The sequence below is a fragment of the Streptomyces nigrescens genome, assembly GCF_027626975.1.
In the GTDB taxonomy this organism is placed as follows: Bacteria; Actinomycetota; Actinomycetes; order Streptomycetales; family Streptomycetaceae; genus Streptomyces; species Streptomyces nigrescens.
Window position 1 is genome coordinate 3,194,626 of sequence record NZ_CP114203.1, and the last position, 23,726, is coordinate 3,218,351.

General features: G+C 69.5%; 18 protein-coding genes and 1 tRNA gene. 1 reads left to right on the top strand and 18 read right to left on the bottom strand.

Annotation, left to right across the window (positions count from 1 at the left end; genetic code table 11):
- Positions 1–49 precede the first annotated feature (49 nt).
- The 16 genes from STRNI_RS14275 to STRNI_RS14350 all read right to left on the bottom strand — a co-directional run bounded on the left by STRNI_RS14275 (position 50) and on the right by STRNI_RS14350 (position 18,626).
- Complete coding sequence (locus STRNI_RS14275; protein ID WP_159486157.1) at positions 50–487, bottom strand: Cg1360 family ATP-synthase-associated protein; 438 nt, start codon at positions 485–487, stop codon at positions 50–52.
- A gap of 291 nt (positions 488–778) precedes the next feature.
- Positions 779–2,119, bottom strand: a complete 1,341-nt coding sequence (locus STRNI_RS14280; RefSeq protein ID WP_174876329.1) for an MraY family glycosyltransferase — start codon at positions 2,117–2,119, stop codon at positions 779–781.
- Positions 2,120–2,218: 99 nt separating this feature from the next.
- Complete coding sequence (locus STRNI_RS14285; protein WP_274738169.1) at positions 2,219–3,604, bottom strand: serine hydroxymethyltransferase; 1,386 nt, start codon at positions 3,602–3,604, stop codon at positions 2,219–2,221.
- 136 nt (positions 3,605–3,740) lie between these two features.
- Entirely contained in the window at positions 3,741–4,418 is a 678-nt protein-coding gene (locus STRNI_RS14290) for an arsenate reductase/protein-tyrosine-phosphatase family protein (RefSeq protein ID WP_026169243.1), read from the bottom strand.
- A complete protein-coding gene (locus STRNI_RS14295) occupies positions 4,415–5,062 on the bottom strand; it encodes an L-threonylcarbamoyladenylate synthase (RefSeq protein WP_018087395.1) in 648 nt (215 codons plus the stop codon). The genes STRNI_RS14290 and STRNI_RS14295 overlap by 4 nt, the downstream gene beginning before the upstream one ends.
- Before the next feature lie 70 nt (positions 5,063–5,132).
- Positions 5,133–5,978 (bottom strand): peptide chain release factor N(5)-glutamine methyltransferase, encoded by an 846-nt coding sequence (gene prmC, locus STRNI_RS14300; protein ID WP_018087396.1) that lies wholly within the window; start codon positions 5,976–5,978, stop codon positions 5,133–5,135.
- Between the two features lie 112 nt (positions 5,979–6,090).
- Positions 6,091–7,170, bottom strand: a complete 1,080-nt coding sequence (gene prfA / locus STRNI_RS14305; RefSeq protein ID WP_018087397.1) for a peptide chain release factor 1 — start codon at positions 7,168–7,170, stop codon at positions 6,091–6,093.
- Positions 7,171–7,341: 171 nt separating this feature from the next.
- Positions 7,342–7,566, bottom strand: a complete 225-nt coding sequence (gene rpmE, locus STRNI_RS14310; RefSeq protein ID WP_018087398.1) for a 50S ribosomal protein L31 — start codon at positions 7,564–7,566, stop codon at positions 7,342–7,344.
- A 174-nt stretch (positions 7,567–7,740) separates the two neighbouring features.
- Positions 7,741–8,865 carry an LCP family protein gene (locus STRNI_RS14315; protein WP_109892599.1) on the bottom strand — a complete coding sequence of 375 codons (1,125 nt, stop codon included), beginning with the start codon at positions 8,863–8,865 and terminating at the stop codon, positions 7,741–7,743.
- A 399-nt stretch (positions 8,866–9,264) separates the two neighbouring features.
- Positions 9,265–11,316: a transcription termination factor Rho gene (rho, locus tag STRNI_RS14320; protein ID WP_018087400.1), complete on the bottom strand. Its 2,052-nt coding sequence runs from the start codon at positions 11,314–11,316 to the stop codon at positions 9,265–9,267.
- A 373-nt stretch (positions 11,317–11,689) separates the two neighbouring features.
- Positions 11,690–12,607 carry a homoserine kinase gene (gene thrB, locus STRNI_RS14325; protein WP_277411356.1) on the bottom strand — a complete coding sequence of 306 codons (918 nt, stop codon included), beginning with the start codon at positions 12,605–12,607 and terminating at the stop codon, positions 11,690–11,692.
- 343 nt (positions 12,608–12,950) lie between these two features.
- On the bottom strand, positions 12,951–14,027 hold the full coding sequence (gene thrC / locus STRNI_RS14330; protein ID WP_018087402.1) for a threonine synthase: 1,077 nt from the start codon (positions 14,025–14,027) through the stop codon (positions 12,951–12,953).
- Positions 14,028–14,035: 8 nt separating this feature from the next.
- The gene (locus STRNI_RS14335) at positions 14,036–15,328 is read right to left on the bottom strand and encodes a homoserine dehydrogenase (protein ID WP_018087403.1); all 1,293 of its coding nucleotides are present in this window, start codon (positions 15,326–15,328) and stop codon (positions 14,036–14,038) included.
- Between the two features lie 137 nt (positions 15,329–15,465).
- On the bottom strand, positions 15,466–16,857 hold the full coding sequence (gene lysA / locus STRNI_RS14340) for a diaminopimelate decarboxylase (protein WP_093642698.1): 1,392 nt from the start codon (positions 16,855–16,857) through the stop codon (positions 15,466–15,468).
- Between the two features lie 26 nt (positions 16,858–16,883).
- On the bottom strand, positions 16,884–18,002 hold the full coding sequence (gene nrtL, locus STRNI_RS14345; RefSeq protein WP_277411357.1) for an ArgS-related anticodon-binding protein NrtL: 1,119 nt from the start codon (positions 18,000–18,002) through the stop codon (positions 16,884–16,886).
- Between the two features lie 96 nt (positions 18,003–18,098).
- Positions 18,099–18,626, bottom strand: coding sequence for a response regulator (locus tag STRNI_RS14350; protein ID WP_026169244.1), 528 nt, complete (start codon positions 18,624–18,626; stop codon positions 18,099–18,101).
- 224 nt (positions 18,627–18,850) lie between these two features.
- Here STRNI_RS14350 and STRNI_RS14355 point away from each other — a divergent pair.
- Positions 18,851–18,922: transfer RNA gene (locus STRNI_RS14355), tRNA-Arg, on the top strand.
- 197 nt (positions 18,923–19,119) lie between these two features.
- Here STRNI_RS14355 and STRNI_RS14360 read toward each other — a convergent pair.
- Both STRNI_RS14360 and STRNI_RS14365 read right to left on the bottom strand, forming a co-directional pair.
- On the bottom strand, positions 19,120–21,705 hold the full coding sequence (locus tag STRNI_RS14360; RefSeq protein WP_277411358.1) for a GmrSD restriction endonuclease domain-containing protein: 2,586 nt from the start codon (positions 21,703–21,705) through the stop codon (positions 19,120–19,122).
- Between the two features lie 317 nt (positions 21,706–22,022).
- A complete protein-coding gene (locus STRNI_RS14365; RefSeq protein ID WP_037740453.1) occupies positions 22,023–23,309 on the bottom strand; it encodes a cytochrome P450 in 1,287 nt (428 codons plus the stop codon).
- Positions 23,310–23,726 lie beyond the last annotated feature (417 nt).

The following is a 23,726-nucleotide window of genomic DNA, read 5'->3' on the forward strand; positions in this document are numbered from 1 at the left end:
ACCGGACGATAGCAGGCCCGCAAGTGGGCGTTTATCTCGGCCCTACGTGTCACGTCGGCGACCCCGCCGTCTCCGCCTTCTTCATCTCGGCGGAGTCGGGTTCCACGTACAGGATCTTCGCCTTCATGTGGCCGCGGGTCTGTGCCGCGATCCACACGAGAGTGGCGCCGAGCAGGGTGAACGCAAATGCCTTGGTGTCGAAGAACGTGGTGTCCTTGAACACGATCAGGAAGACCGCCACGAACAGGATCTGCACCGTGTACAGCAGCAGCCCCATCATCTGGAACAGCTGCGGGTGGTTCTTCGCGGTCTTCTGCAGGACGACCAGGCCGGCCCCCATGACGAGCAGCACCAGCACGGTGCCGACGACGGCGCCGAGCGCTCCTGTCACGCCCGCGACCGCACCGCTCACGGCAACGGCGACAGCGCCGATGGCGAGGGTGGGCACAACGGCGTGAAGGAGTAGTCGGGCGTCATTCGACTGCATGGCGGCGCTCCGGCAAAAGATGTGGGGTGTGTGTCGTCATGGACGAGCGTAGACCCGGCCTGAGGCGGAACCTGCGGCCCAAGGACAGTCGCACTACGGCCCTTCGGCTCTGTCGCCGGGTTTCGTGAACGGTATCACAAACTATTTGATGAGGTCTTTACCTGGTTCGTGTGGACCCTGTCACACCTGAGCGTGAACGTGCGCGTTGGTGCACTGACGGACGCCTTTATGTCTGGTATGGAGTCAACCGCCCCGATTCCTGATGCACGTTCGGGCGAGCGAACCCCTGGATCAGCGGTGACTGTCCGCCTTCCGGCGACCCACGAAGCGTGAGCGGTCCCCGATCGCGGTGGCACCGTGGATGCCCGCGGGGACCGGTTCCCGCTCCTCCTCCGGCTCGACGGCGCTCTCGTCGTCCGTCGCCGGGGCCGTCGCGGCCGTCGCCGCGGGGGCGACCCGGCGGTACCGCGGCGGAACCATCCACTCCGCCCAGAGCGGTGCCCGCGGTGTGAAGCGCGGCAGCAGAAGCAGCACCAGACCCACCGCGCTCAGCAGCACGATGCCCAGCACGATCCACATGCTGGCGTTGTTCGCGGAGTAGGCGACCGCGCCGAAGGCGATCAGCGCCGACCAGAAGTACATGATCAGCACGGCCCGGCTGTGCGAGTGCCCGATCTCCAGCAGCCGGTGGTGCAGATGGCCGCGGTCGGCGGCGAACGGCGACTGGCCCTTCCACGTACGGCGCACGATCGCCAGGATCAGGTCGGCGACCGGCACCGCGATGACCGTCAGCGGCAGCAGCAGCGGGATGTAGACCGGCACCATCGCGTGGGTCGCCTCACGCAGACCGCCCGCCTTCAGGTTCAGCAGGTCCGGGTCTACCTGGCCGGTCACCGAGACCGCGCCCGCGGCCATGACCAGGCCGATCAGCATCGAGCCCGAGTCGCCCATGAAGATCCGCGCCGGATGCATGTTGTGCGGCAGGAAGCCGAGGCACATGCCCATCAGAACGACCGAGAACAGCGTTGCGGGCGCGGCCGCCTCGATGCCGTAGCCGAACCACATCCGGTACGCGTACATGAAGAACGCCGCGGCCGCGATGCACACCATGCCGGAGGCGAGACCGTCCAGGCCGTCCACGAAGTTGACCGCGTTGATGGTGATCACGACGAGGGCGACGGTCAGCAGGGTGCCCTGCATCGGAGTGAGGGAGACCGTGCCGACACCGGGGATGGGGATCCAGAGAATCGTCAGGCCCTGAAGGACCATCACGCCCGCGGCGATCATCTGGCCGCCGAGCTTGACCAGCGCGTCCACGCCCCACTTGTCGTCCAGGACGCCGAGGATCCAGATCAGCGCGGCGCCGGAGAGCAGTGCCCGTGGCTCGTTGGAGTTCTCGAAGACGCTCTTGAGGTTGGTCAGATGCGAGGCGACCAGAAGGCCGGCGCACAGCCCGCCGAACATCGCGATGCCGCCGAGCCGTGGCGTCGGCTCGCGGTGCACATCACGCGCGCGGATCTCCGGCATCGCCCCGGCCGCGATCGCGAACTTCCGCACCGGGCCGGTCAGCAGGTAGGTCACCGCGGCCGTGACGCACAGCGTCAGCAGGTATTCACGCACGGGCTGCCCCATTGGTATAGCTGGCCATCACAGCCCCACACCCTATGCGGGTCAGCCCCCTGGCCGTGAATACAGGAAAAGACGCCTGGCGTCAGCGGATGGTTCCCGCCGTCATCCGTGATCGGGATAAGGCGGAAAGCCGTGGACCAAAGCGACGGTCCGGGAACGGACCGCGCCGTCCTCCTCCAGCGCCGCCACGATCAGCTCGGCGACCGACTTCATCTCGGCCTCGCCCATGCCCTGGGTGGTCACCGCGGCGGTGCCCAGGCGCAGACCGGTCCGGCAGGGCACCGGGTGCTCGGCGCACGGCAGCGCGCAGGTGTCCAGCACGATACCGGCGGCGGCCAGCCGGCCCCGGGCGGTGCGGGCGTCCAGGCCGAGCGGGGCGGTATCGGCGGTGATCAGATGGGTGTCGGTACCGCCGGTGGTGATCGTCAGACCGTGTCCGGCAAGCGCCTCGGCGAGCGCGCGGGCGTTGGCGGTGACCTGATGGGCGTACGCGCCGAAGGCGGGCGTGGCGGCCTCCGCGAAGGCCACGGCCTTGGCGGCGACGGCGTTCATCTGTGCGCCCCCTTGGGTGAAGGGGAACACCGCGCGGTCGATCCGCTCGGCCAGCTTCGTGCCGCACAGGATCAGCCCGCCGCGCGGTCCGCGCAGCACCTTGTGTGTGGTTCCGCACACCACATGGGCGTACGGGACGGGGCTGGGCGCCGCTCCCCCGGCGATCAGCCCCAGGGGGTGGGCGACATCCGCGATCAGGTAGGCGCCGGTCTCGTCGGCGATGTCACGGAAGGCGGCGTAGTCGAGGTGGCGGGGGTAGGAGATCGAGCCGCAGACGATGGCCTTGGGGCGGCGGGCGCGGGCCAGGTCGCGGATCGCGTCGTAGTCGAGGAGGCCGGTCTCCTCGTCGACGCCGTAGCCGACGAAGTCGAACCAGCGGCCGGAGAAGTTGGCGGGCGATCCGTGGGTGAGGTGTCCGCCGTGCGGGAGGGACATGGCCAGGACGGTGTCTCCGGGGCGCAGCAGGGCGGCGTAGGCGGCCAGTACGGCCGAAGACCCGGAGTGGGCCTGGACGTTGGCGTGTTCGGCGCCGAAAAGGGCCTTGGCGCGCTCCACCGCGATCCGCTCGGCGAGGTCGACGATCTCGCAGCCGCCGTGGTGCCGGGCACCCGGATAGCCCTCGGCGTATTTGTTGCCCAGAGGGGACCCGAGGGCGGCGAGGACGGCAGGTGAGGTGAAGTTCTCCGCGGCGATCAGCTGCAGTCCGTCGCTCTGCCGGGCGCTCTCCCCGAGCAGTACGCCGGCGATCTCCGGGTCCTGGCGCAGCAGGGCGGCGAAGTCCGGGGCGCCGGCCGGCCGGCTGCCGGCGTCTCGGGCGGCGGCCCGCGCCCGCTCCTCGATGGTCGTCCCGGCCGGGTCGGCGCCGGGAGCCGGTCCGGTGGCCTGGGAACGGGTGTCCGGGGTCTCGCTACGGGGTGACGCGGTGGTGGCAGGCATCGCTTGCTCCGGGCCTCGTACGGGGACGTAGTCCCAATGTAGGCGCGGCAGGGCGATCGGGCGCGGTGTGCGGGCCGCACGGGGGCCCGGATGCCCCGTCCGGGGCCCGGACGCCCCGAACGGACGCGGGCCCGCCCTAGGCCCGCGCCGGGAGGCCCGTGAGTGCGGTGACGACCGGGTCGAGCGCCTGGTTGATCTCGTCGCCGATGGAGCGGAAGAAGGTGATGGGGGCGCCGTAGGGGTCGTAGACCTCGTCGGACTCCGGGTTGGGGGCCAGCAGCCAGCCGCGCAGCGCCGCGGCGGCGCCGACCAGCGCACGGGCGCGCTCGACCAGCCCGCCGTCCGGCAGGTCCGGATCGGGCTCGGGCAGCGTGGCGGGGTCTATGGCCCGCACCAGCCGGTTGAACTCCTTCAGCGTGAAGGTGCGCAGACCCGCCGAGTGGCCCATCGAGATGACCTGGGCGCGGTGGTCGCGGGTGGCGGTGAGCACCAGGTCGGCGCGGATGACGTGCTCGTCGAGCAGCTCACGGCCGAGGAAGCCGGCCGGGTCGGCGCCGTAGTCGGTGAGCACCGTGGCGGCGTGCGTCTCCATCGGGGCGCCCTCGTGGCCCCAGGTTCCGGCGCTCTCCACGAGCAGCCCGCCGCTGCGGGCCTCACCGAGCCGCAGTTCCAGGGCATGGCGGTGCAGCCGCTCGGTGATCGGCGAGCGGCAGACGTTGCCGGTGCTGACGTGGAGAATCCGAAAAGGGGAGGAATGGGGTACCGAGGTGTCGTCGCCTGGTCCCGCTATGCCACGCCCCAGGGGCGCCATCAATTGGCCACCTCGAGCTCGGGTACCACCTTGCGCAGTTCTTCCGCGCTGATCGCGCCCTCGCGCAGCAGGACCGGGGTCCTGCCGGTGACATCGACGATCGAGGACGGTACGGCGGCGGGCGTCGGGCCGCCGTCCAGGTAGACGGAGACCGAGTCACCCAGCATTTCCTGTGCGGCGTCGCAGTCCTGCGGGGACGGGTGGCCGGTGAGGTTGGCGCTGGAGACGGCCATCGGACCGAAGTCGGTGAGCAGCTCGATCGCGACCGGGTGCAGCGGCATCCGCACGGCGACCGTGCCACGGGTCTCGCCCAGGTCCCAGGTCAGCGACGGCTGGTGCTTGGCGACGAGGGTGAGCGCGCCGGGCCAGAAGGCGTCGACCAGCTCCCAGGCCTGCTCGGAGAAGTCGGTGACCAGGCCGTGCAGGGTGTTGGGGGACCCGACGAGGACCGGGGAGGGCATACCGCGGCCGCGGCCCTTGGCCTCCAGCAGGTCGCCGACGGCCTCGGCGCTGAAGGCGTCCGCGCCGATGCCGTAGACGGTGTCGGTCGGCAGCACGACCAGCTCACCGCGGCGGACGGCCGAGGCGGCCTCGCGCAGACCGGTGGTGCGGTCGGTCGCGTCGCTGCAGTCGTATCGCCGTGCCATTACGGGACCTCCTCGTGCGAAACGAATACTTCGGATGCATCGGCTGCATCAGGCGCCGAAGCGGGCCACGTCATGGCGTCGCCCGGCGCGCGGTGGCGAAACGGGGCCTGTTGTTGAGGTCCGGGTGATCGGCCGCATCGGCCCAGCCCCGCTCCTCGGTGAAGATCCACGGCACCTGCCCGCCCTGGGTGTCGGCATGCTCGATGACGACCACACCTCCGGGCCGCAGCAGGCGGTGTGCGGTCCGCTCGATGCCCCGGATGGTGTCCAGGCCGTCCTGGCCCGAGAACAGCGCGAGCTCGGGGTCGTGGTCGCGGGCCTCGGGTGCGACGTACTCCCACTCGGTCAGCGGGATGTACGGCGGGTTGGAGACGACCAGGTCGACCTGCCCGTCCAGTTCGGGAAGCGCGGTCAGCGCATTGCCGTGATGGAGAACGACGCGGGACCCCTCGACGTTCTTGCGGGCGTAGTCCAGGGCCTCTTCGGACAGCTCCACGGCGTGCACCCGCGAGCGGGGCACCTCCTGCGCCAGGGCGAGCGCGATCGCCCCGGAGCCGGTGCACAGGTCGACGATCAGCGGCTCGACGACATCCATGGCCCGTACGGCGTCTATCGCCCAGCCGACCACCGACTCGGTCTCCGGGCGGGGGACGAACACCCCTGGCCCCACGGAGAGTTCGAGGTAGCGGAAGAACGCCCGGCCGGTGATGTGCTGGAGCGGCTCCCGGGCCTCGCGGCGGGCGACGGCCTCCCAGTAGCGGGCGTCGAAGTCCGCGTCCTTGACGTGGTGCAGCTCACCCCGTTTGACGCCGTGCACGAACGAGGCGAGTTCCTCGGCGTCGAAGCGCGGCGAGGGCACACCGGCGTCGGCCAGCCGCTGGGTGGCCTGGGCCACCTCGGCGAGCAGAAGGTTCACGGGGCCTTCCTCCTAGTGCGCTGCGTCTTCATGGTGCGGTTCGCCGTCGATCGGCCGGGGGTCCCCCGGGGGGATTGCTGTCTCCAGCCGGTGCGTACAGGGTCGTGCGGGCTTACTGGGCGGCGGCGAGCTTGGCGGCCGAGTCGGCGTCGACACACGCCTGGATGACCGGGTCGAGCTCGCCGTCGAGCACCTGGTCCAAGTTGTACGCCTTGAAACCGACCCGGTGGTCCGAGATCCGGTTTTCCGGGAAGTTGTACGTACGGATGCGCTCCGAACGGTCTACCGTGCGGACCTGGCTGCGCCGGGCGTCCGACGCCTCCCGCTCGGCCTCTTCCTGGGCGGCGGCCAGCAGCCGGGAGCGCAGGATGCGCAGCGCCTGCTCCTTGTTCTGGAGCTGGCTCTTCTCGTTCTGGCAGGAGACGACGATGCCGGTGGGCAGATGCGTGATGCGCACCGCGGAGTCGGTGGTGTTGACCGACTGGCCGCCGGGCCCGGAGGAGCGGTAGACGTCGATCCTCAGGTCGTTGGGGCCGATCTCGACCTCGACCTCCTCGGCCTCGGGCGTGACCAGCACACCGGCCGCGGAGGTGTGGATCCTGCCCTGCGACTCGGTGGCGGGCACCCGCTGGACGCGGTGCACCCCGCCTTCGTACTTCAGCCGCGCCCAGACGCCCTGTCCGGGCTCGGTGGCGCCGCCCCCGCCCTTGGTCTTCACGGCGACCTGGACGTCCTTGTAGCCGCCGAGGTCGGACTCGTTGGCCTCCAGGATCTCGGTCTTCCAGCCGGCCCGCTCGGCGTAGCGCAGATACATCCGCAGCAGGTCGCCGGCGAACAGCGCGGACTCCTCGCCGCCCTCACCGGCCTTGACCTCGAGGATGACGTCCTTGTCGTCGCTGGGGTCACGCGGGACGAGCAGCAGCCGCAGCTTCTCGGTGAGCTCCTCGCGCTGCGCGTCGAGCTCCTTGACCTCGTCGGCGAAGTCCGGGTCGTCCGCGGCGAATTCGCGCGCGGTCTCCATGTCCTCGCCGGTCTGCTTCCAGTCGCGGTACGTCGCGATGATCGGGGTCAGCTCGGCATAGCGCTTGTTGAGCCGCATGGCCTCACGCTGGTCGGCGTGGACCGCGGGGTCGGCCAGCCGCTTCTCGAGATCGGCGTGCTCGCCGATCAGTTCTTCGACCGCCTCGAACATCGTGGAGTTCCTCTGCTGGCTGCTGGGGTGACGGGTACCGGGGCGCCGGCCCGTCGGGTGCTGCGCCGCGGGCCCCGGGCCCCCCGTACGGGAGCCAAGGGCCAGGACGACAAAACGCCGGTCCGGTCACCCCTGAGCAGGGGCGACCGGAGACCGGCGCCTTGAGGGTCGCTACTTCTTGGCGGCTGCAGCGCCCTTGCCGAAGCGGGCCTCGAAGCGGGCCACGCGGCCGCCCGTGTCCATGATCTTCTGCTTGCCCGTGTAGAACGGGTGGCACTCGGAGCAGATGTCCGCGCGGACGGAACCGCTGGCGACCGTGCTACGGGTGGTGAAGGACGCGCCACAGGTGCAGCTGACCTGGGTCTCGACGTACTCCGGGTGGATGTCGCGCTTCAAGGGATTCTCCTAGGTTCGGGAGTGCACCGGGTCGTGTCGCGGGTTGCGTCACGTGAACCGGGGCCGACGGTCCAGTCTGCCAGGACTAGCCGTATCTCCCAAAACCGGGGTAGGTCCGCAAGTATTCCCCCGGCCCGTTCCGGGGCGGCCGGGCCCCGGAACCCCGCCTTCCGGCTACTTCACGTACTTGTCCGTGCCGCCCTGGTCACCGGCCGAGCCCTTGATCGCGGACTTGGGGATTTCCTTGTCCACCCGCAGCGCGTCCCAGACCTGATCGCTCTTCTTCGTCAGTGGCACCACACGGTCCGGGTTGGCCGGGTCGTACGTCACCGGCAGCGTCACCATGTCGATGTTCTCCGACCCGATGTTGCCCAGGCTCTTGGCCAGGCCGGTCAGTTCACTGACCGAGTTGAGCTCGGTGTCGGTGGTGATGGCCTTGGTGGCCGTATCGGCGATGTCGTAGAGCTTGGTGGGGTTGGTGAGCACCCCGACGTTCTTGACCTGGTTCATCAGGGCCTTGATGAACGCCTGCTGCAGCTGGATGCGGCCCAGGTCGCTGCCGTCGCCGCCGGGCACGCCGTGCCGGGTCCGGACGAGGCCGAGCGACTGCTCGCCGTTGAGGGTGTGCTTGCCGGGCTGCAGATGCAGATGGCTGTGGTCGTCGTCGATCGCCTTGCTGGTGGTGATGTCGACCCCGCCCAGCGCGTCGATGAGCTTCTTGAAGCCGGTGAAGTCGACCTCGACGAAGTGGTCCATACGGACGTCGCTGATCGACTCGACGGTCTTGACCGCGCAGGCCGGCCCGCCGACCTCGAACGCCGTGTTGAACATCGCCCGCTGCGCGCCGGGGACGTCCTTGCCGTCCTTGGTGCAGTCGGGGCGCTTGATCATGGTGTCCCGGGGGACGCTGACCACGCTGGCCTTCTTGTGGCCCTTGTAGACGTGCACGATCATCGCCGTGTCGGAACGCGCGCCGCCCTCGTCCTTGCCGTACTCACCGTTCTTGCCGGCGCGGGAGTCGGACCCCATCACGAGGATGTTCATCGAGCCGTCGTCGATGTTCTTCGGGCGGTCGTGTCCGAGGGCGGCGTTGATGTCGACGCCCTTCAGATTGCCGTTGAGCTTGAAGTAGACGTAGCCGAGTCCGGCCCCACCCAGCAGTACGGCGCTGGTCAGCGTGCACAGGGTGATGGTCACTGCTCGGCGGCGCCTGGTCGGGCCCTTGCGCCGGCGGCCCGTGGCACGTATGCCGCGGGCACGGCTTTCGGCCGTCTTCGCGGTCCCGCTGCTGTCCGCCATCTGCTCCTCAGTCCTCGGTTCGCTCGGCTGCCCCTCGCCGCCGCCGTGCTGTGTGCTGCCACGGCCTTTTGCTCCATGTCAGACGGGAGGTCGACGGGAAGGGTTGCACAGCGGGTCATGAGCGCTTTCTTAGAAATCCGCGGCGGCCCGGCGGGCGGGCCCGGGACCTTCGCCTCCCCCACCTGCACTTTCGGCACCTTTTCCGGCATGGCTGGAACCGTGTGGGTTGCACGGATCTGTGCGGAAGGTCTCAAGCGCGGCAGCGGTGCGGCCCATGGGGCGCGGCCCAGGTCACAGATCACCCTCGCGCCCGTGCCGTACGGGGCGCCCAGCACGAAGCCCCCCTCACCCGTGAGGGCGAGGGGGGCTCGGTGGACGGCGCGGCGCGCCCGGCGGGCGTCAGTCGTTGCCGTTGCCCGCGGTCGGCGTCGTCTTCTGGATCTGCAGCAGGAACTCCGCGTTGGACTTCGTCTGCTTCATCTTGTCCAGCAGCAGCTCGATGGCCTGCTGCTGGTCCAGGGCGTGCAGCACCCGGCGCAGCTTCCACACGATGGCGAGCTCGTCGCTGCCCATGAGGATCTCTTCCTTACGGGTGCTGGACGCGTCCACGTCCACCGCCGGGAAGATGCGCTTGTCCGAGAGCTTGCGGTCGAGCTTGAGCTCCAGGTTTCCGGTGCCCTTGAACTCCTCGAAGATCACCTCGTCCATCCGCGAGCCGGTCTCGACCAGCGCGGTGGCCAGGATGGTCAGCGAACCGCCGTCCTCGATGTTGCGCGCCGCACCGAAGAAGCGCTTCGGCGGGTAGAGCGCGGTCGAGTCGACACCACCGGACAGGATGCGGCCCGAGGCCGGGGCGGCGAGGTTGTACGCACGTCCCAGACGAGTGATCGAGTCCAGCAGGACGACCACGTCGTGACCCAGCTCGACGAGGCGCTTGGCGCGCTCGATGGCCAGCTCGGCGACGGTGGTGTGGTCCTCGGCCGGGCGGTCGAAGGTCGAGGAGATGACCTCGCCCTTCACCGACCGCTGCATGTCGGTGACCTCTTCCGGACGCTCGTCGACGAGGACGACCATCAGGTGGCACTCGGGGTTGTTGCGGGTGATCGAGTTGGCGATCGCCTGCATGATCATGGTCTTGCCGGTCTTCGGCGGAGCCACGATCAGCCCTCGCTGGCCCTTGCCGATCGGCGTGACCAGGTCGATGATCCGGGTCGTCAGGCCGCCCGACTCCCCCTCCAGACGCAGTCGCTCCTGCGGGTAGAGGGGCGTCAGCTTCCCGAACTCCGGCCGTCCGCGGCCCTGTTCGGGCGCCACGCTGTTGACCGTGTCGAGCCGGACCAGCGCGTTGAACTTCTCGCGCCGCTCGCCGTCCTTGGGCTGGCGGACCGCGCCGGTGACGTGGTCACCCTTGCGCAGACCGTTCTTCCGGACCTGGGCGAGCGAGACGTAGACGTCGTTCGGGCCGGGCAGGTAGCCCGAGGTCCGGATGAACGCGTAGTTGTCGAGGATGTCGAGGATGCCCGCGACCGGGATCAGGACGTCGTCCTCGGACACCTGCGGCTCGTTGCCGAAGTCCTCACGGCCGCCGCGACGGCCCCGGCGGTCGCGGTAGCGGCCGCGACGGCCCCGGCGGCCGCCCTCGAAGTCGTCGTCGTCATCGGTACGGCGGTCCCGCTGGCGCTGGCCGCCCTGACCGCCCTGGCCGCCGTCGCCGGCGTCGCCGCCCTTGCGGCGGTCCCCGCGGTCACGGTCACGCTGGCGCTGGCCGCGCTCACCGCGGTCGCCACGGTCACCCTTCTGGCCGCGGTCCTGGCGGTCGCCGCGCTCCTGGCGCTCGCCTCCCTTGCCGGGCCGGCCCTCGCCGGTCTCCTGCGGGGAGGTCGCGGTGTCGGTCTTGGCGTCCGCCTTGACCTCGGTCTTCGCCTCGACCTTGGTGTCGGTCTTGAGGTCGCCCGAGGCGGCCTCGGGGCTGCCCGCGGCGGCGGTGGCGCGACGCCGGCGGCGCTCACCGGCCGGCTGCTCGTCGCTGACCGGCTGACCGGGGATGTCGATCTGCTGCTGGGCCGCGGCCTGGTCAGCGGCCTTGGCGCCCTTGTCGGACTTGGCGGCCTTGCCGGCGGCCGGCTCCGCGCTGTCGTCGCCGGTGCGGGCCTTGGAGGTCGTCCGGCGCTTGGGCTTGGTCTCGGTGTCGGCGGGCGCGTCGGCCTTGGCGGCGGAGCCTGAGCCTCCGGCCTGCTTCTCCTTGATGACCTCGATCAGCTGGCTCTTGCGCATCCGCGCGGTGCCCTTGATACCGAGGCCGGAGGCGACCTGCTGCAGCTCTGCCAGGACCATGCCGTCAAGGCCGGTGCCGGAACGGCGGCGCCGCGTAGGCGCGGCGGGAGCGTCCGTGGCGGGCGCGGTGGCACTGCCATCGGTGCGCGCGCCCATCAGATCGGTGGTGTCGCTCACGAAGGGTCCTTCCCTGGAGCGGGCGTCGGCCTGTCTGGCTCGGCGACCGGTTGTGCTGTCCGGCTGGGTCCTTGGTCTTGTGGACCGGTGCCGGGGCGGTGGTCCCGCCGGAAGTGGCGGAGAGATCAGTTCATGGCGCCGGCGTGAAGAGATGCAGAGTGGCCCATGTCGTCACGCCGATTCCGGAGCGTGCTCACTCCTGCTCAGGCCATTGCTCCAAGCAGTTTGGGAGGCTCCCGGAAGAAAGTGGTCCCTATGGGGGACACGAAGCACCGCGCCACTCAGGCGTCGAGTACTGACTTGAGGTTAACACTACCGGGTCCAACAAACATTCCCCCTCTCCAAGACCGGCAATCGTCGATCACCCGCGTGATCACCCGGCGAGCGGCAGTACGCAGGTGCCTGCCGCGTCGAGGGTCAGCCGGTTGGCCGCCCACCCCTCTCCCGCCAGTGCCGCGACCTTCTCGGCCGCCGCGTCCTCGACCAGTGCGAGCACCGTGGGGCCCGCACCGGACACAACTGCGGGGACGCCGTCCGCACGCAGTCGGTTCACCAGGGCCACGCTCTCCGGCATCGCGGGGGCGCGGTACTCCTGGTGGAGTCGGTCCTCGGTCGCGGCGAGCAGCAGCTCGGGGCGCCTGGTCAGGGCCTCGACGAGCAGTGCGGCGCGGCCGGCGTTGGCCGCGGCGTCCACATGCGGGACGGTGCGCGGCAGCAGTCCTCGGGCGGTCTCGGTCAGCACCGGCTTTCCGGGCACGAAGACCACCGGAACGATGGAATCGGCGGGATCCATCCGGATCGCACGCGCGGTTCCGGTGTCCATCCAGGCGAGCGTGAAACCGCCCAGCAGACAGGCGGCGACATTGTCGGGGTGGCCCTCGATCTCGGTGGCCAGCTCCAGCAGCGCGGTGTCGTCGAGCTTTTGCTCACCGCCTATCGTCACGGCGCGGGCAGCCACGATGCCCACGCTGATGGCGGCCGAGGAAGACCCCAGGCCGCGGCCGTGCGGGATGCGGTTGGCGCAGACGATTTCCAGGCCGCGCGGCTGCCCGCCGAGCAGCTCGAAGGCGGCGCGCATCGACCGTACGAGCAGGTGGCTCTCGTCGCGCGGCAGGGTGTCGGCACCCTCACCTGCGATGTCGATGTGCAGCCCGGAGTCGGCGACGCGCACCACGACATCGTCGTACAGGCCCAGGGAAAGACCCAGGGCATCGAAGCCGGGACCGAGATTGGCGCTGGTAGCGGGGGTGCGCACCCGGACGGCGGCGGCGCGGAACGCGGGACCGGCCATCGCTCGATGACTCTCCTTGATTGATGCTGCGGTACTGCCCCGGAGCGCCGCGGCACCGAAGTGCCCGGCCGGCTTCCTGGGGTCTGTTCTGACCTGCCCTGAACACCACTGCGTTATGCCGTGGGGAGGGGAGTTGGCTGCCAGCCTATCGAAGGAAGGTTCTGTCGCGACATAGGGCGCACAGGAGGCGCACGATGCGTGTCGCGCGCCTTCCCGTGCCTCGACGCTGTCTTCCGTGATCTTTGCAGCCTTTGCACAGTTTGCTGTGCGTGGGGTGACGGGACGTGGGCCGCCCCGTCACCGTGTGCCGTACCCGCGTCTCCGCCGGTACGGCCGCCGGGTCCTAGGCGAGGCCCAGGCGCTCGGCCGCGGCGTCCGCGTCGATCGGGACCGTGACCGGCTGCGGCGCTCCGGCCACCGCCCAGTCCGGGTCCTTGAGGCCGTTGCCGGTGACCGTGCAGACGATGCGCTGGCCCGGGTCGACCTTGCCCTCCTCGGCGGCCTTGAGCAGACCGGCGACCGAAGCGGCCGAGGCGGGCTCCACGAAGACGCCCTCCCGCGCCGCCAACAGGCGGTAGGCGGCCAGGATTTGACGGTCGGTCACGTCGTCGATGAAGCCGCCGGACTCGTCCCGCGCCTGCTGGGCGTACGACCACGAGGCCGGGTTGCCGATGCGGATCGCGGTGGCGATGGTGGTCGGGTCCTTGACGACCTCACCGCGCACGATGGGCGCGCTGCCGGAGGCCTGGAAGCCCCACATCCGCGGGGTGTGCGTGGCGATGCCGTCCGCCGCGTACTCCTTGTAGCCCCTCCAGTACGCCGTGATGTTGCCGGCGTTGCCGACGGGCAGCACATGGATGTCGGGGGCGTCGCCGAGCATGTCCACGATTTCGAAGGCCGCGGTCTTCTGGCCCTCGATCCGCACCGGGTTGACGGAGTTCACAAGTGCGACGGGGTAGTTGTCGGACAGGCTCCGGGCCAGCGTCAGACAGTCGTCGAAATTTCCGTCGACCTGCAGGATCTTCGCGCCGTGGACCAGTGCCTGGCCCATCTTGCCGAGCGCGATCTTGCCCTGCGGGACGAGGACGGCGCAGACCATGCCGGCACGGACCGCGTAGGCCGCGGCCGAGGCGGAGGTGTTGCCGGTGGAGGCGCAGATGACCGCCTTGGCGCCCTCCTCCTTGGCGCGCGTGATGGCCATCGTCATGCCGCGGTCCTTGAAGGAACCGGTGGGGTTGGCACCCTCGACCTTGAGGTGCACCTCGCAGCCGGTGCGCTCGGAGAGCAGCTGCGCCGGTACGAGCGGGGTGCCGCCCTCGCGGAGGGTGACGACCTCGGTCGTGTCGCTGACCGGCAGCCGGTCACGGTATTCCTCGATGATTCCGCGCCACTGACGGCTCGCGGTGGAATTGGCAGACATGGGTTCCTTTACTCCCCTTCGACCCGCATGATGCTGGCGACACCGCGCACGGTGTCCAGCTCGCGCAGTGCCCCGACGGTCGACGACAGGGCCGCGTCCGCCGCTCGGTGGGTGACGATGACGAGGGATGCCTCGCCGTCCTTGCCCGACTGACGGACCGTATCGATCGATACGCCGTGTTCGGCGAAGATGGTCGCGACCTGCGCGAGCACGCCGGGCTTGTCGGCCACATCAAGGCTGATGTGGTACCGCGTGATGACCGCGCCCATGGGGCTGACGGGCAGCCGGGTGTAGGCGGACTCGCCCGGTCCGGTGGCCCCGGCGAGCTTGTTGCGGCAGACCGCGACGAGGTCGCCGAGGACCGCGGAGGCGGTCGGCGCACCGCCCGCACCCGGCCCGTAGAACATCAGCTGGCCGGCCGCCTCGGCCTCGACGAAGACCGCGTTGTACGCCTCACGGACCGAGGCGAGCGGATGCGTCAGCGGAATCATCGCGGGGTGCACCCGCGCGGTCACCGACGCGCCGTCCGCGGCCCGCTCGCAGATGGCCAGCAGCTTGACCGTGCAGCCCATCCGCTTGGCGGAGGCGATATCGGCCGCGGTGACCTCCGTGAGGCCCTCGCGGTGCACATCGTCGATGGTCACGCGGGTGTGGAAGGCGATACCGGCCAGGATCGCGGCCTTGGCGGCGGCGTCGAAGCCCTCGACATCGGCGGTCGGGTCGGCCTCGGCGTAACCGAGCGCGGTCGCCTCGTCGAGCGCCTCGCTGTAGCCGGCCCCGGTGGAGTCCATCTTGTCGAGGATGAAGTTGGTGGTGCCGTTGACGATGCCGAGCACCCGGTTGACCTTGTCCCCGGCGAGCGACTCGCGCAGCGGCCGGACCAGCGGGATCGCACCGGCGACGGCGGCCTCGTAATACAGGTCCGCGCCATTGGCCTCGGCGGCCGCGTGCAGCGCCGCACCGTCCGCCGCGACCAGCGCCTTGTTGGCGGAGACCACGCTCGCACCGTGCTCGAAAGCGGTGGTGATCAGCGTGCGGGCCGGCTCGATCCCGCCGATGACCTCGATCACGACATCAATGTCGCCGCGTTTGACGAGCGCGGTCGCATCGGTGGTGACCAGCTCGGCCGGGACGCCCTCGCGCACCTTGTCGGGGCGGCGGACGGCGATCCCGGCGAGCTCCACCGGCGCACCGATGCGGGCGGCGAGGTCATCGGCGTGCGTCGTCATGATGCGCGTCACCTCTGAGCCGACAACACCACAGCCCAGGAGCGCCACTTTCAGCGGACGCGTACGCATCATTCGACCTCTGCTTCTCATCGATCAGCGAATTCCAACTTGCTCATGCACAAGTCTCACGCACCGGACGGCAGTTTCCGCCCATCGTCCAGATGCCGAGACATTTATTTCATCCGGGACGGGGATCCGGCGATCCGGCCCTACCCGACATCCAACCGCAGGAGATCTTCCTCCGTCTCCCGCCGGACGATCACCCTGGCGGCACCGTCCTTGACCGCTACGACCGGGGGCCGCAGCGAGTGGTTGTAGTTGCTCGCCATGGAACGGCAGTACGCACCGGTCGCCGGCACCGCGAGCAGATCCCCGGGCGCCACGTCCGCCGGCAGGAAGGCATCGCGCACGACGATGTCGCCACTCTCACAGTGCTTGCCGACCACGCGCGAGAGCATCGGCTCGGCATCGGAGGTGCGCGACACCAGCGCCACGCTGTACTCCGCGTCGTAGAGCGCCGTACGGATGTTGTCCGACATCCCGCCGTCCACGGACACATAGGTCCGCAGCCCTTCCAGCTCCTTGACCGTGCCGACCTCGTACAGCGTGAAAGCCGTCGGGCCCACGATCGCGCGCCCGGGCTCGACCGACAGCCGCGGCATCCGCAGCCCCGCCGACTCGCACTCCCGGCGCACGATCTCCCCGAGCGCCGTCGCGATCTCATGCGGCTCGCGCGGATCGTCGTCCGAGGTGTACGCGATGCCGAGGCCGCCGCCCAGGTCGATCTCGGGCAGCTCGATGCCGTGCTCGTCCCGTACCTCGGTCAGCAGCTGCACCACCCGGCGGGCCGATACCTCGAATCCCGCCATGTCGAAGATCTGCGACCCGATATGGCTGTGAATTCCGATGAGCTCCAGGCCGTCCAGCTTGAGCGCCCGGCGCACGGCCTCCGCGGCCTGTCCGCCCGCCAGCGCGATGCCGAACTTCTGGTCCTCGTGCGCGGTCGCGATGAACTCATGCGTATGCGCCTCGACACCGACCGTGACGCGGATCTGCACCCGCTGCCGCTTGCCCAGCCGCTCCGCGATATGCGCGACCCGCACCATCTCCTGGAACGAGTCGAGCACGATCCGCCCGACGCCCGCTTCCACGGCCCGGGTGATTTCCTCGGTGCTCTTGTTGTTCCCGTGCAGGGCGATCCGCTCGGCCGGCATTCCCGCCGCCAGCGCGGTGGCCAGTTCGCCCCCGGAACAGACGTCGAGATTCAGTCCCTCTTCGTTCAGCCACCGCACAATGGCCAGGGACAAAAAAGCCTTTCCGGCGTAGAACACATCGGCTTCCGGCCCGAAAGCGTCCTTCCAGGCCCGGCAGCGCGCCCGGAAGTCGTCCTCGTCCAGGAAATACGCCGGTGTACCGAATTCCTCGGCGAGCGCGGTGACGTCCAGCCCGCCGACGGTGACCACACCGTCGGCATTGCGCCCGACCGTACGGGACCAGACCCGCGGGTCGAGGGTGTTCAGATCGGCGGGCGGCCCGGCGTAATGGCCCTCGGGCAACACATCGGCGTGCCGGGGCCCTGCGGGGTGCGCGGAACGGCTCATGACAGTGGAGATCCCCTCAAAATCGTTCAGAGGTGTTCGGGAGCGGAGATGCCGAGCAGACGCAGGCCGTTGGCGAGCACCGTCCCGCCGGCCTCGGCAAGGGCCAGCCGGGCGCGATGCACGGCCAAGGGTTTCTGCTCCCCGACGGGCAGCGGCGGACAGACGTCATGCCACCGGAAGAACGCGTCCGCCGTCGCTTCCAGATGCCGCACCACCCGGTCCGGCGCCCGGAGCCGCGCGGCGGTCTCGATGGCGGAGGGGTAGGTGGCGAGGAGGGTGTGGAAAGTCTGCAGGTTCTGAGCAGCGGATACGGACCCGTCCGACGGGCCCTCGCCCACGGCTTCACCGCGCGCCGGAGCACCCACGTCCCCCGGCTCGCTCCCGAACCCCAGCTCCTGCGCATAACGCCCCAGCGCCCGCGCCCGCGCGGCCGCATACTGCACCCGGAACCGCGGATTGCTCTCCCGCTGCACGGGCCGCTCGGGCACCCGCACCGGATCCTGCGCGGCAGGCCGCAACAACACCCAGCGCGCTTCATCGACTCCGAGACGGGCGATGAGGGCAGTCAGGTCGGGCGGGGTGGCCACGGGGGCGGCCTGACCACCGTCGACGGCCGCCACTCGGGCGGCTGCCTGGATGCGGGCCAGCGCCTCGGCGACGACGACGTCACGGGCGCTGGGGGCAGGGCCGCGGTCGGGGTCGGGGCCGCGGCCGGGCTCACGGTCGGGGGCGGGCTCACGGTCGGGGCTGGAGCCCGGGCCGGCAACATCGCCTGCGCCCACGCCGCGGGCACTCCGTACACTCCGGTCCCCGTAACGGTCCCCCTGCGCCAGCACCTCCCGCACCAGCGCGGCCTGCGCCCCGTCCCCCAGCGTGAAGTTCAGAAATCCCGGCCCGGCGATCTCGACCCGGGTGATCCCGGCGCTCCCGATCAGCCGCTTCCGCAGGATCTCGGCGACCTCCCGGGCCGGCCGGCCCGCCTGCCGGGCGAGCTGCAGCGCGACATTGGAGGCGTAGTCCCCACACCCCGGCCGCGGCGGCGGCTGCACCACGATCCGCGCAGGTACGGGCACGGAGAGCTCCTGCTCCTCCACCGCACCACGCACGGAGCGCAGGACGGTGCGGGAGAGCTCAGCGGGGGTCACAGGACAAGCGTATGGGAGACCAGGGGTACCTATGCGACCCGGTTTCGCCCTGTGGACATCCGCACAGCGATCCAGGGCGCCCGGTCACCTCTCCGGCTATTCCCCGCCCGCATCCACCATGCCGACCCCACCGGACGCCGCGACCTCACCGGACGAGGCACCGCGCCCCGCCCCTCCCCCGCCCCCGTCGCTCTCCCCGTCCTCTTCCTCGGCCCCACCCGCGGGCCCACGCTCCCGCTGCCGCTGCCGGCCCTCACGCACCAGCATCCCCACGGTCCGTACCAGCTCGGCCGGCTCGAACGGCTTCGCGAGGAAGGCGTCCACGCCCACCGTCTCGCCGTTGTCCACCTCGCCCTGGGTGCACGCGCTGACGATGGCGATCGGGATGTCCCACGTCCGCGGATCGGAGCGCAACCGCGCCGCGGTGTGCAGACCGTTGAGCCGCGGCATCACGACATCAAGGGTCACGACATCAGGTCTCACGTGGTGCACGACATCCAGACATTCGGCACCATCAGCCGCGGTCACGACCTCGAAGCCCTCCAGCTCGAGATTGACCCTGATCAACTGGCGGATCACCTTGTTGTCGTCGACAACAAGGATCCGACCGGACAAGCCAGGCACACCATGAGACTAGGACCCCGCCTGTGACTGCGTCCCGGTTTTCCCCACTTCCGCCCCCGTGCGAGGGACCTTTCCCCGAGCGTCACGCACCACGGCCCTCAGATGCGCTAGGACCCCCGGCCACCCCTTCCAGCCCCTCACCCGCCTCCCGCGAAACCTGTTCATGAACACCCCATCAGAGCTGGTAGTGTTCTACCCGTCGCCACGAGAACACAGGCGGCAACGCCCCCGTAGCTCAGGGGATAGAGCAACGGCCTCCGGAGCCGTGTGCGCAGGTTCGAATCCTGCCGGGGGCACTTCGCAGGAAGTGCCCGAAGGACCCTCTGTCCAGTGAAAACTGGGAGAGGGTCTTTTCGCGTTCGGCTTCTCTTTACTCAGTGCGCACTTCTCCATTCATCCTTCTGTCCGCGCTTCTCCGCGAACTGTGTGCGCACTTCTCCAAGCGCCGAAGGGCCGGCATCGCCTCGCTCCGCGGCCCCCGTTGCGGTCCTCTTCACGTGCGGGCGGCGGGAACGTCGCCGTCGGGCGTTCGGTGCGCGGTCGCGAGCACCACGGTGTGGAGGAACCATTCCAGTACCGCGGAGATGTCGTCCCCCTTCTCGGCGAAGACCTCGACCGGGAAGGACGGGCGCAGGTCGAGTTTCGCTTCGGCCAGGTCGATGCCGTCGATGTCGTTCAGCCGCGTCATCAGCTCGCGGCGCAGGGGCTCGTCGTCGAACGGCGGGCGGCGCTTCAGATGCTGGAAGACCACCTCGACGGTTCCGGTCACGGGGTAGATCGCGATCGGCCACAGGGCCGGTGCCCCGGGTGCGTTGCCCACGGTGATCAGAGGGGAGCAGCTGGTCTCGCTGGCCCTGCCGTATGCGCGGTGGCCGCCCTGACGTTCCCAGAACCGGAGGGCGGTCAGGACCCCTTCGACCGTCTCCGGGGTCTGATTGTCGCGCAGCAGCGTCTCGAAGCGGGTCGCTGCCTGCGGCTCGTCGTCCGCGCGGGCTGCCGGTGGCGCCTCCTCGGAGCCGTCCTTTCCCACCAGAGCCGCCAGGTCGGCGGTGGTCAGGCGGTGGGCGCGATCGGCCCGGCGCTTGTCGTCGAAGGGCACCCCTTCCGCCTCCAGCAACACCTGCGGGTCGCCCGTGTGCTGGTCGTCGGCCCAGCGAAAGCCCTCCGCGATGCGGCCGTCCGAGGTCATGACGCGGTAGGAGCAGTGCAGACCGGGCTTGGACGCGACATGGCCGGCGACCGAGATGGCGGCGGTGCCGATGAGCGCGGCCAGATCGCCGTACGACGTCCATGTCCCGGCCGGCATGGCGAGCAGGGCGGTACGCAGTTCACGCCAGCCCGGCCATTCGTCATCCGCGTGGACCATGCCCTCGATGGGGCCGGGCCACAACTGCACGGCCTTCTCGGCGAGCTCGGCGGCCCGAGTGAGGATTTCCGCCCGGCCCCAGCGCTGCTGTGCCGCGATCTGCTGGTTCATGCGCAGGGCGCTGGAGTCGAGGATCTGCTGCTTGCGGCGGAAGGGGTGGTTGGACAGCCGGGCGTTGTCCGCGGAGAGGGTGAGGTTGCCCAGGGTGTGCACCAGCAGGCCGTGGAGCTCGTCCGCGCTCTGGCCGTCCTCGGCCTCCTCGGCGAGCAGGTCGAACCACTGCTGTGCCGGGCGCTGCGGCAGGACGTGCTCCACCGTGAGGTGCGCCTTGTCGTAGTCGACGGGCTCGGTGGGGCAGTAGCTCTCTTCCAGCCGGCGCAGTACCTGGAAACGCTGAGTGCTCCGGCCCGCCTTGTAGAAGGGCCGGGTGCGGATCGCTTCGCGGACAGCTTCGTCGCCGGGCCAGACACGGGCTCCCGTCTTGTTCCTGGACAGGAACCGGCGTACGGCTTCAGCCGGTGAACCGCCCTTTTCCAGTTCCTTGGGGAGCTCCATGAAGACCCGGTTGCTGCCGGTGGTCGACAGTCCGGTGATCAGGCGCCGGACCATATAACTCTCCGCGTACGCCAGGGCATCGGCCGCCTCGCGCGCCGTGGTCCGGCCGGTGTCGACCAGGTCGAGAAGACCGAGTGCGAGCGGGTAGTGCGTCTGGCCGCCCCAGCGGGACAGCCGCTCCAGGACCGCCCGCAGTTCCTCATCGGTCTCACGCGCCGGTTCGAGGATGCGCATGAGCCGCTCCGCCCGCTGTGCCAGCTGACCGATCTCGGCCTGGAGCGCGTCCTCGTCACCGCTGAGCGGCTCCAGGCGCTTCTTCTGGTCTCGGTAGATCTCGCTCTGCTTGGCCCTGCTGTTCCCGGCGACGACGAGGTCGAGCCAGACCAACAGCTCCAGGTTCTCCGGGCCGAGGAGTTCCTGCATGGGCAGCCAGAGATGCCGGTAGACCGATTCGCCCCGGTTCGGTAGGCACATGAAGAGGTAGTTGCGCAGCAGATCGCTCTGGCTGAGGCCCACACCGGTGTTGTTGATCGATTCGAAGATCCGGTAGACGTTGTCGCCCTCGGCCGCGGTGATCTCGACGATCGACAGCAGGCCGCCCAACACCGTCTCCACCGCGTCCGTCCACGCCTCGCCTCCGTTCTCCTCGCCCTCGGTCAGGGCTCCGAAGAAGAACCGGTAGGCGGCACCCACATTGCCGGGGCCGCCCGCTTTCGGTGAGGACTCGACGCAGGCGGTGAATGCGTCGCGGTCCGCCTGGGTCGGCAGCAGCCGGTAGCGGTCCTCCCCGTCCCGGTAGCTGTTGACCAGCAGGAGGTCATGGATGCGCGCGGCCTTCTTGTCGGCGCCGCGCTCCCGGTGCCGGTCGCGCAGGGCGGTGAAGGCGAGCATGAGCGTGGTGAGCCGCTGCTGGCCGTCGACCACGAGCCAGCGCTGTATGCCACCCGCAGTGATCCGGCCCGGCGCAAGGACCACCGATCCCACGAAATGCGCGGCCGGCTGCCTGCCGTCCAGATGGTCTTCGACCAATTCCAGTACGTCGTCCCACAGTTGCCGCAGCTCTTCTCGTTGCCAGCTGTAAGTGCGCTGATACAGCGGAATCTGGAACTGCTTCTCACCCTGGACGATTTTGCTGAACGTGGTCTCCTGCGCGTGCACGCGTCCCCTCCCGACGTGGTCCCGCTGACAGCCATGGTCTCGTAGCTGCGTGCCGCGGTCAGGGGAACCGGGGACGTCGTCCGCTTTGCCCGTGACGGAATGTGCCGGGCCGTGTGTCGGTCTTCTGGCTAGGAGGTACCGCCTTCCCGTGAGGGAGGTACCGCGCGTGTCGTCATGGCGTGGCGTGGCGTTCGGCGCTCGGTGGCCGGGGGGGGGGAGCGCGTGCGCGTCCGTCGGCGGGCCGGACAGCCAAAAACCGGGCACCAAGCCGCTCGGCCAAGTGCCCGGTCAGTGGGGGACGCGGAGCCGGTGTGGGGTCAGCCGTTCAGGCGTACCGGCAGGGATTCGATTCCGTAGACGATGGAGAGCTTGCGGAATTCCAGGTCCTCCGGATTGGCGGCGAGGCGCATGTTCGGGAAGCGGCGCACCAAAGCGGGGTAGGCGGCGCGGAGTTCCATGCGGGCCAGTTCCGCGCCTACGCAGCGGTGAATTCCGTAGCCGAAGGCGAGATGGGAGGGGACATTGCGGGTGGGGTCGAACTGTTCCATTTCCGGGCCCAGTTTGCCGTCCCGGTCCGCACCGCTCAGTGAGCACAGCACCACATCTCCGGAGGCGATCTGGACGCCGCCGATTTCCAGGTCCTCGCGGGCGAAGCGCGGGAAGGCCACCTGTACGACGGTCAAGTAACGGAGGAGTTCCTCGACGTAGCTGTCGACGACGTCATCGCCGTCGTGAAGGGCCGCGAAGTGCTTCGGGTCCTGGAGGAGAACCAGGGCGCCGAGCGCCAGCATGCTGGCGGTGGTCTCGAAGCCGCCGGTGAGGACACCGTCGGCGAGACCTGCCAGTTCTTCGTCGCTGACCGAGTCGCCGTGTTCCTTCACGATCATGCCGAGCAGGCCGTCGCCCGGGTTTTCGCGCTGCTTCTTGACGATGTCCCGGAAATAGGAAAGCGATTCGGATATGGCGCCGAAGGAGGCGTTTGCTCCGCTGAAAAGGTCGAAGCGGGCGGCGCTGAGTCGTTCGAAGTCGGCGCGGTCCTCGTAGGGGACGCCGAGGAGTTCGCAAATGACGAGGGAGGGGATGGGGAGGGCGAATGAGTGGACGATGTCCACCGGGTCACCGTCTTTGCCCGCCTTTTCCATCGCGTCGAGGCGTTCCTCGACGATCTCATGGATGCGGGGCGTGAGCCGCCCGAGGCGCCGCATGGTGAATTCGGGGGTCAGGAGCCGGCGGAGACGGGTGTGCACGGGCGGGTCGGCGAATCCGAGTCCGCCGGGATTCTGTTCGGCACCGGCGCCGGCCTTGCCGACGAGGTTGGTGAAGTCCGAGCTGAAGGCATTGGCCTTTCCCAGCACCGCCTTGACCTCGTCGTAGCCGGTGACCAGCCAGACGTTGGCAGCTATCGGCACGGGAAGCTTGCTGACGGGCTCCCGCTCCCGGACGGCCGCCAAATCGCCCACAGGGTTGAGGCCGTCGCGCCGCAATGGCATCAGGACGGACTCGGGCAAGAAAGACATTCGAGACAGGTCGAAGCCTTTCTTCTGTGTTCTCGCCAGATACATACGGCCGGCCCAGGCGATGATCCGGGAACGGAGAGTCGTCATGACGCTAATACTGCCTTTCGTCGAGGGGGACGGTCACCCGCGCTCGGCGGCCCAAGACGGCCGGTGCAGCACGGAACCTCCACTCGGCGTGCACGGGTGTGACGTACGCCATAGCCCCTCGCTTACGGTGGTCATGGCACAGGTCCATGCCATCGACCGGAGTCTTCGGTCGTCCGCATCAGCGTGACGAGCTCGGCCTCGGCCTTCTTCTTCTATTCGGTCTGGACGAGTTTACAAAGTGCCATTGTCCGCGTTCACGGAACAACCCGGGATGCCCCTGGGGGACCCCTGGTTCATCCCTGACACTTCCCTTAGACATGTCCCCGCCGCTCCACGCGCCCGCCGCCCTCGCGCACTTCCTCGCATGACGGCGAACTGGCGCTCCCAGTAGGCCGGCACCGTCGCCATTGATGCCAT

Excerpts from the sequence above, each read along its gene's own strand:
- prfA (WP_018087397.1), bottom strand. The coding sequence starts at position 7,170 with ATGTTCGAGGCGGTCGAAGAACTGATCGGCGAGCACGCCGATCTCGAG.
- STRNI_RS14335 (WP_018087403.1), bottom strand. The coding sequence starts at position 15,328 with ATGATGCGTACGCGTCCGCTGAAAGTGGCGCTCCTGGGCTGTGGTGTT.
- STRNI_RS14365 (WP_037740453.1), bottom strand. The coding sequence starts at position 23,309 with ATGACGACTCTCCGTTCCCGGATCATCGCCTGGGCCGGCCGTATGTAT.
- STRNI_RS14315 (WP_109892599.1), bottom strand. The coding sequence starts at position 8,865 with ATGGCGGACAGCAGCGGGACCGCGAAGACGGCCGAAAGCCGTGCCCGC.
- STRNI_RS14275 (WP_159486157.1), bottom strand. The coding sequence starts at position 487 with ATGCAGTCGAATGACGCCCGACTACTCCTTCACGCCGTTGTGCCCACC.
- lysA (WP_093642698.1), bottom strand. The coding sequence starts at position 16,857 with ATGAGCCGTTCCGCGCACCCCGCAGGGCCCCGGCACGCCGATGTGTTG.
- STRNI_RS14285 (WP_274738169.1), bottom strand. The coding sequence starts at position 3,604 with ATGCCTGCCACCACCGCGTCACCCCGTAGCGAGACCCCGGACACCCGT.
- STRNI_RS14280 (WP_174876329.1), bottom strand. The coding sequence starts at position 2,119 with ATGGGGCAGCCCGTGCGTGAATACCTGCTGACGCTGTGCGTCACGGCC.
- thrB (WP_277411356.1), bottom strand. The coding sequence starts at position 12,607 with ATGGCCGGTCCCGCGTTCCGCGCCGCCGCCGTCCGGGTGCGCACCCCC.
- STRNI_RS14295 (WP_018087395.1), bottom strand. The coding sequence starts at position 5,062 with ATGGCACGGCGATACGACTGCAGCGACGCGACCGACCGCACCACCGGT.
- thrC (WP_018087402.1), bottom strand. The coding sequence starts at position 14,027 with ATGTCTGCCAATTCCACCGCGAGCCGTCAGTGGCGCGGAATCATCGAG.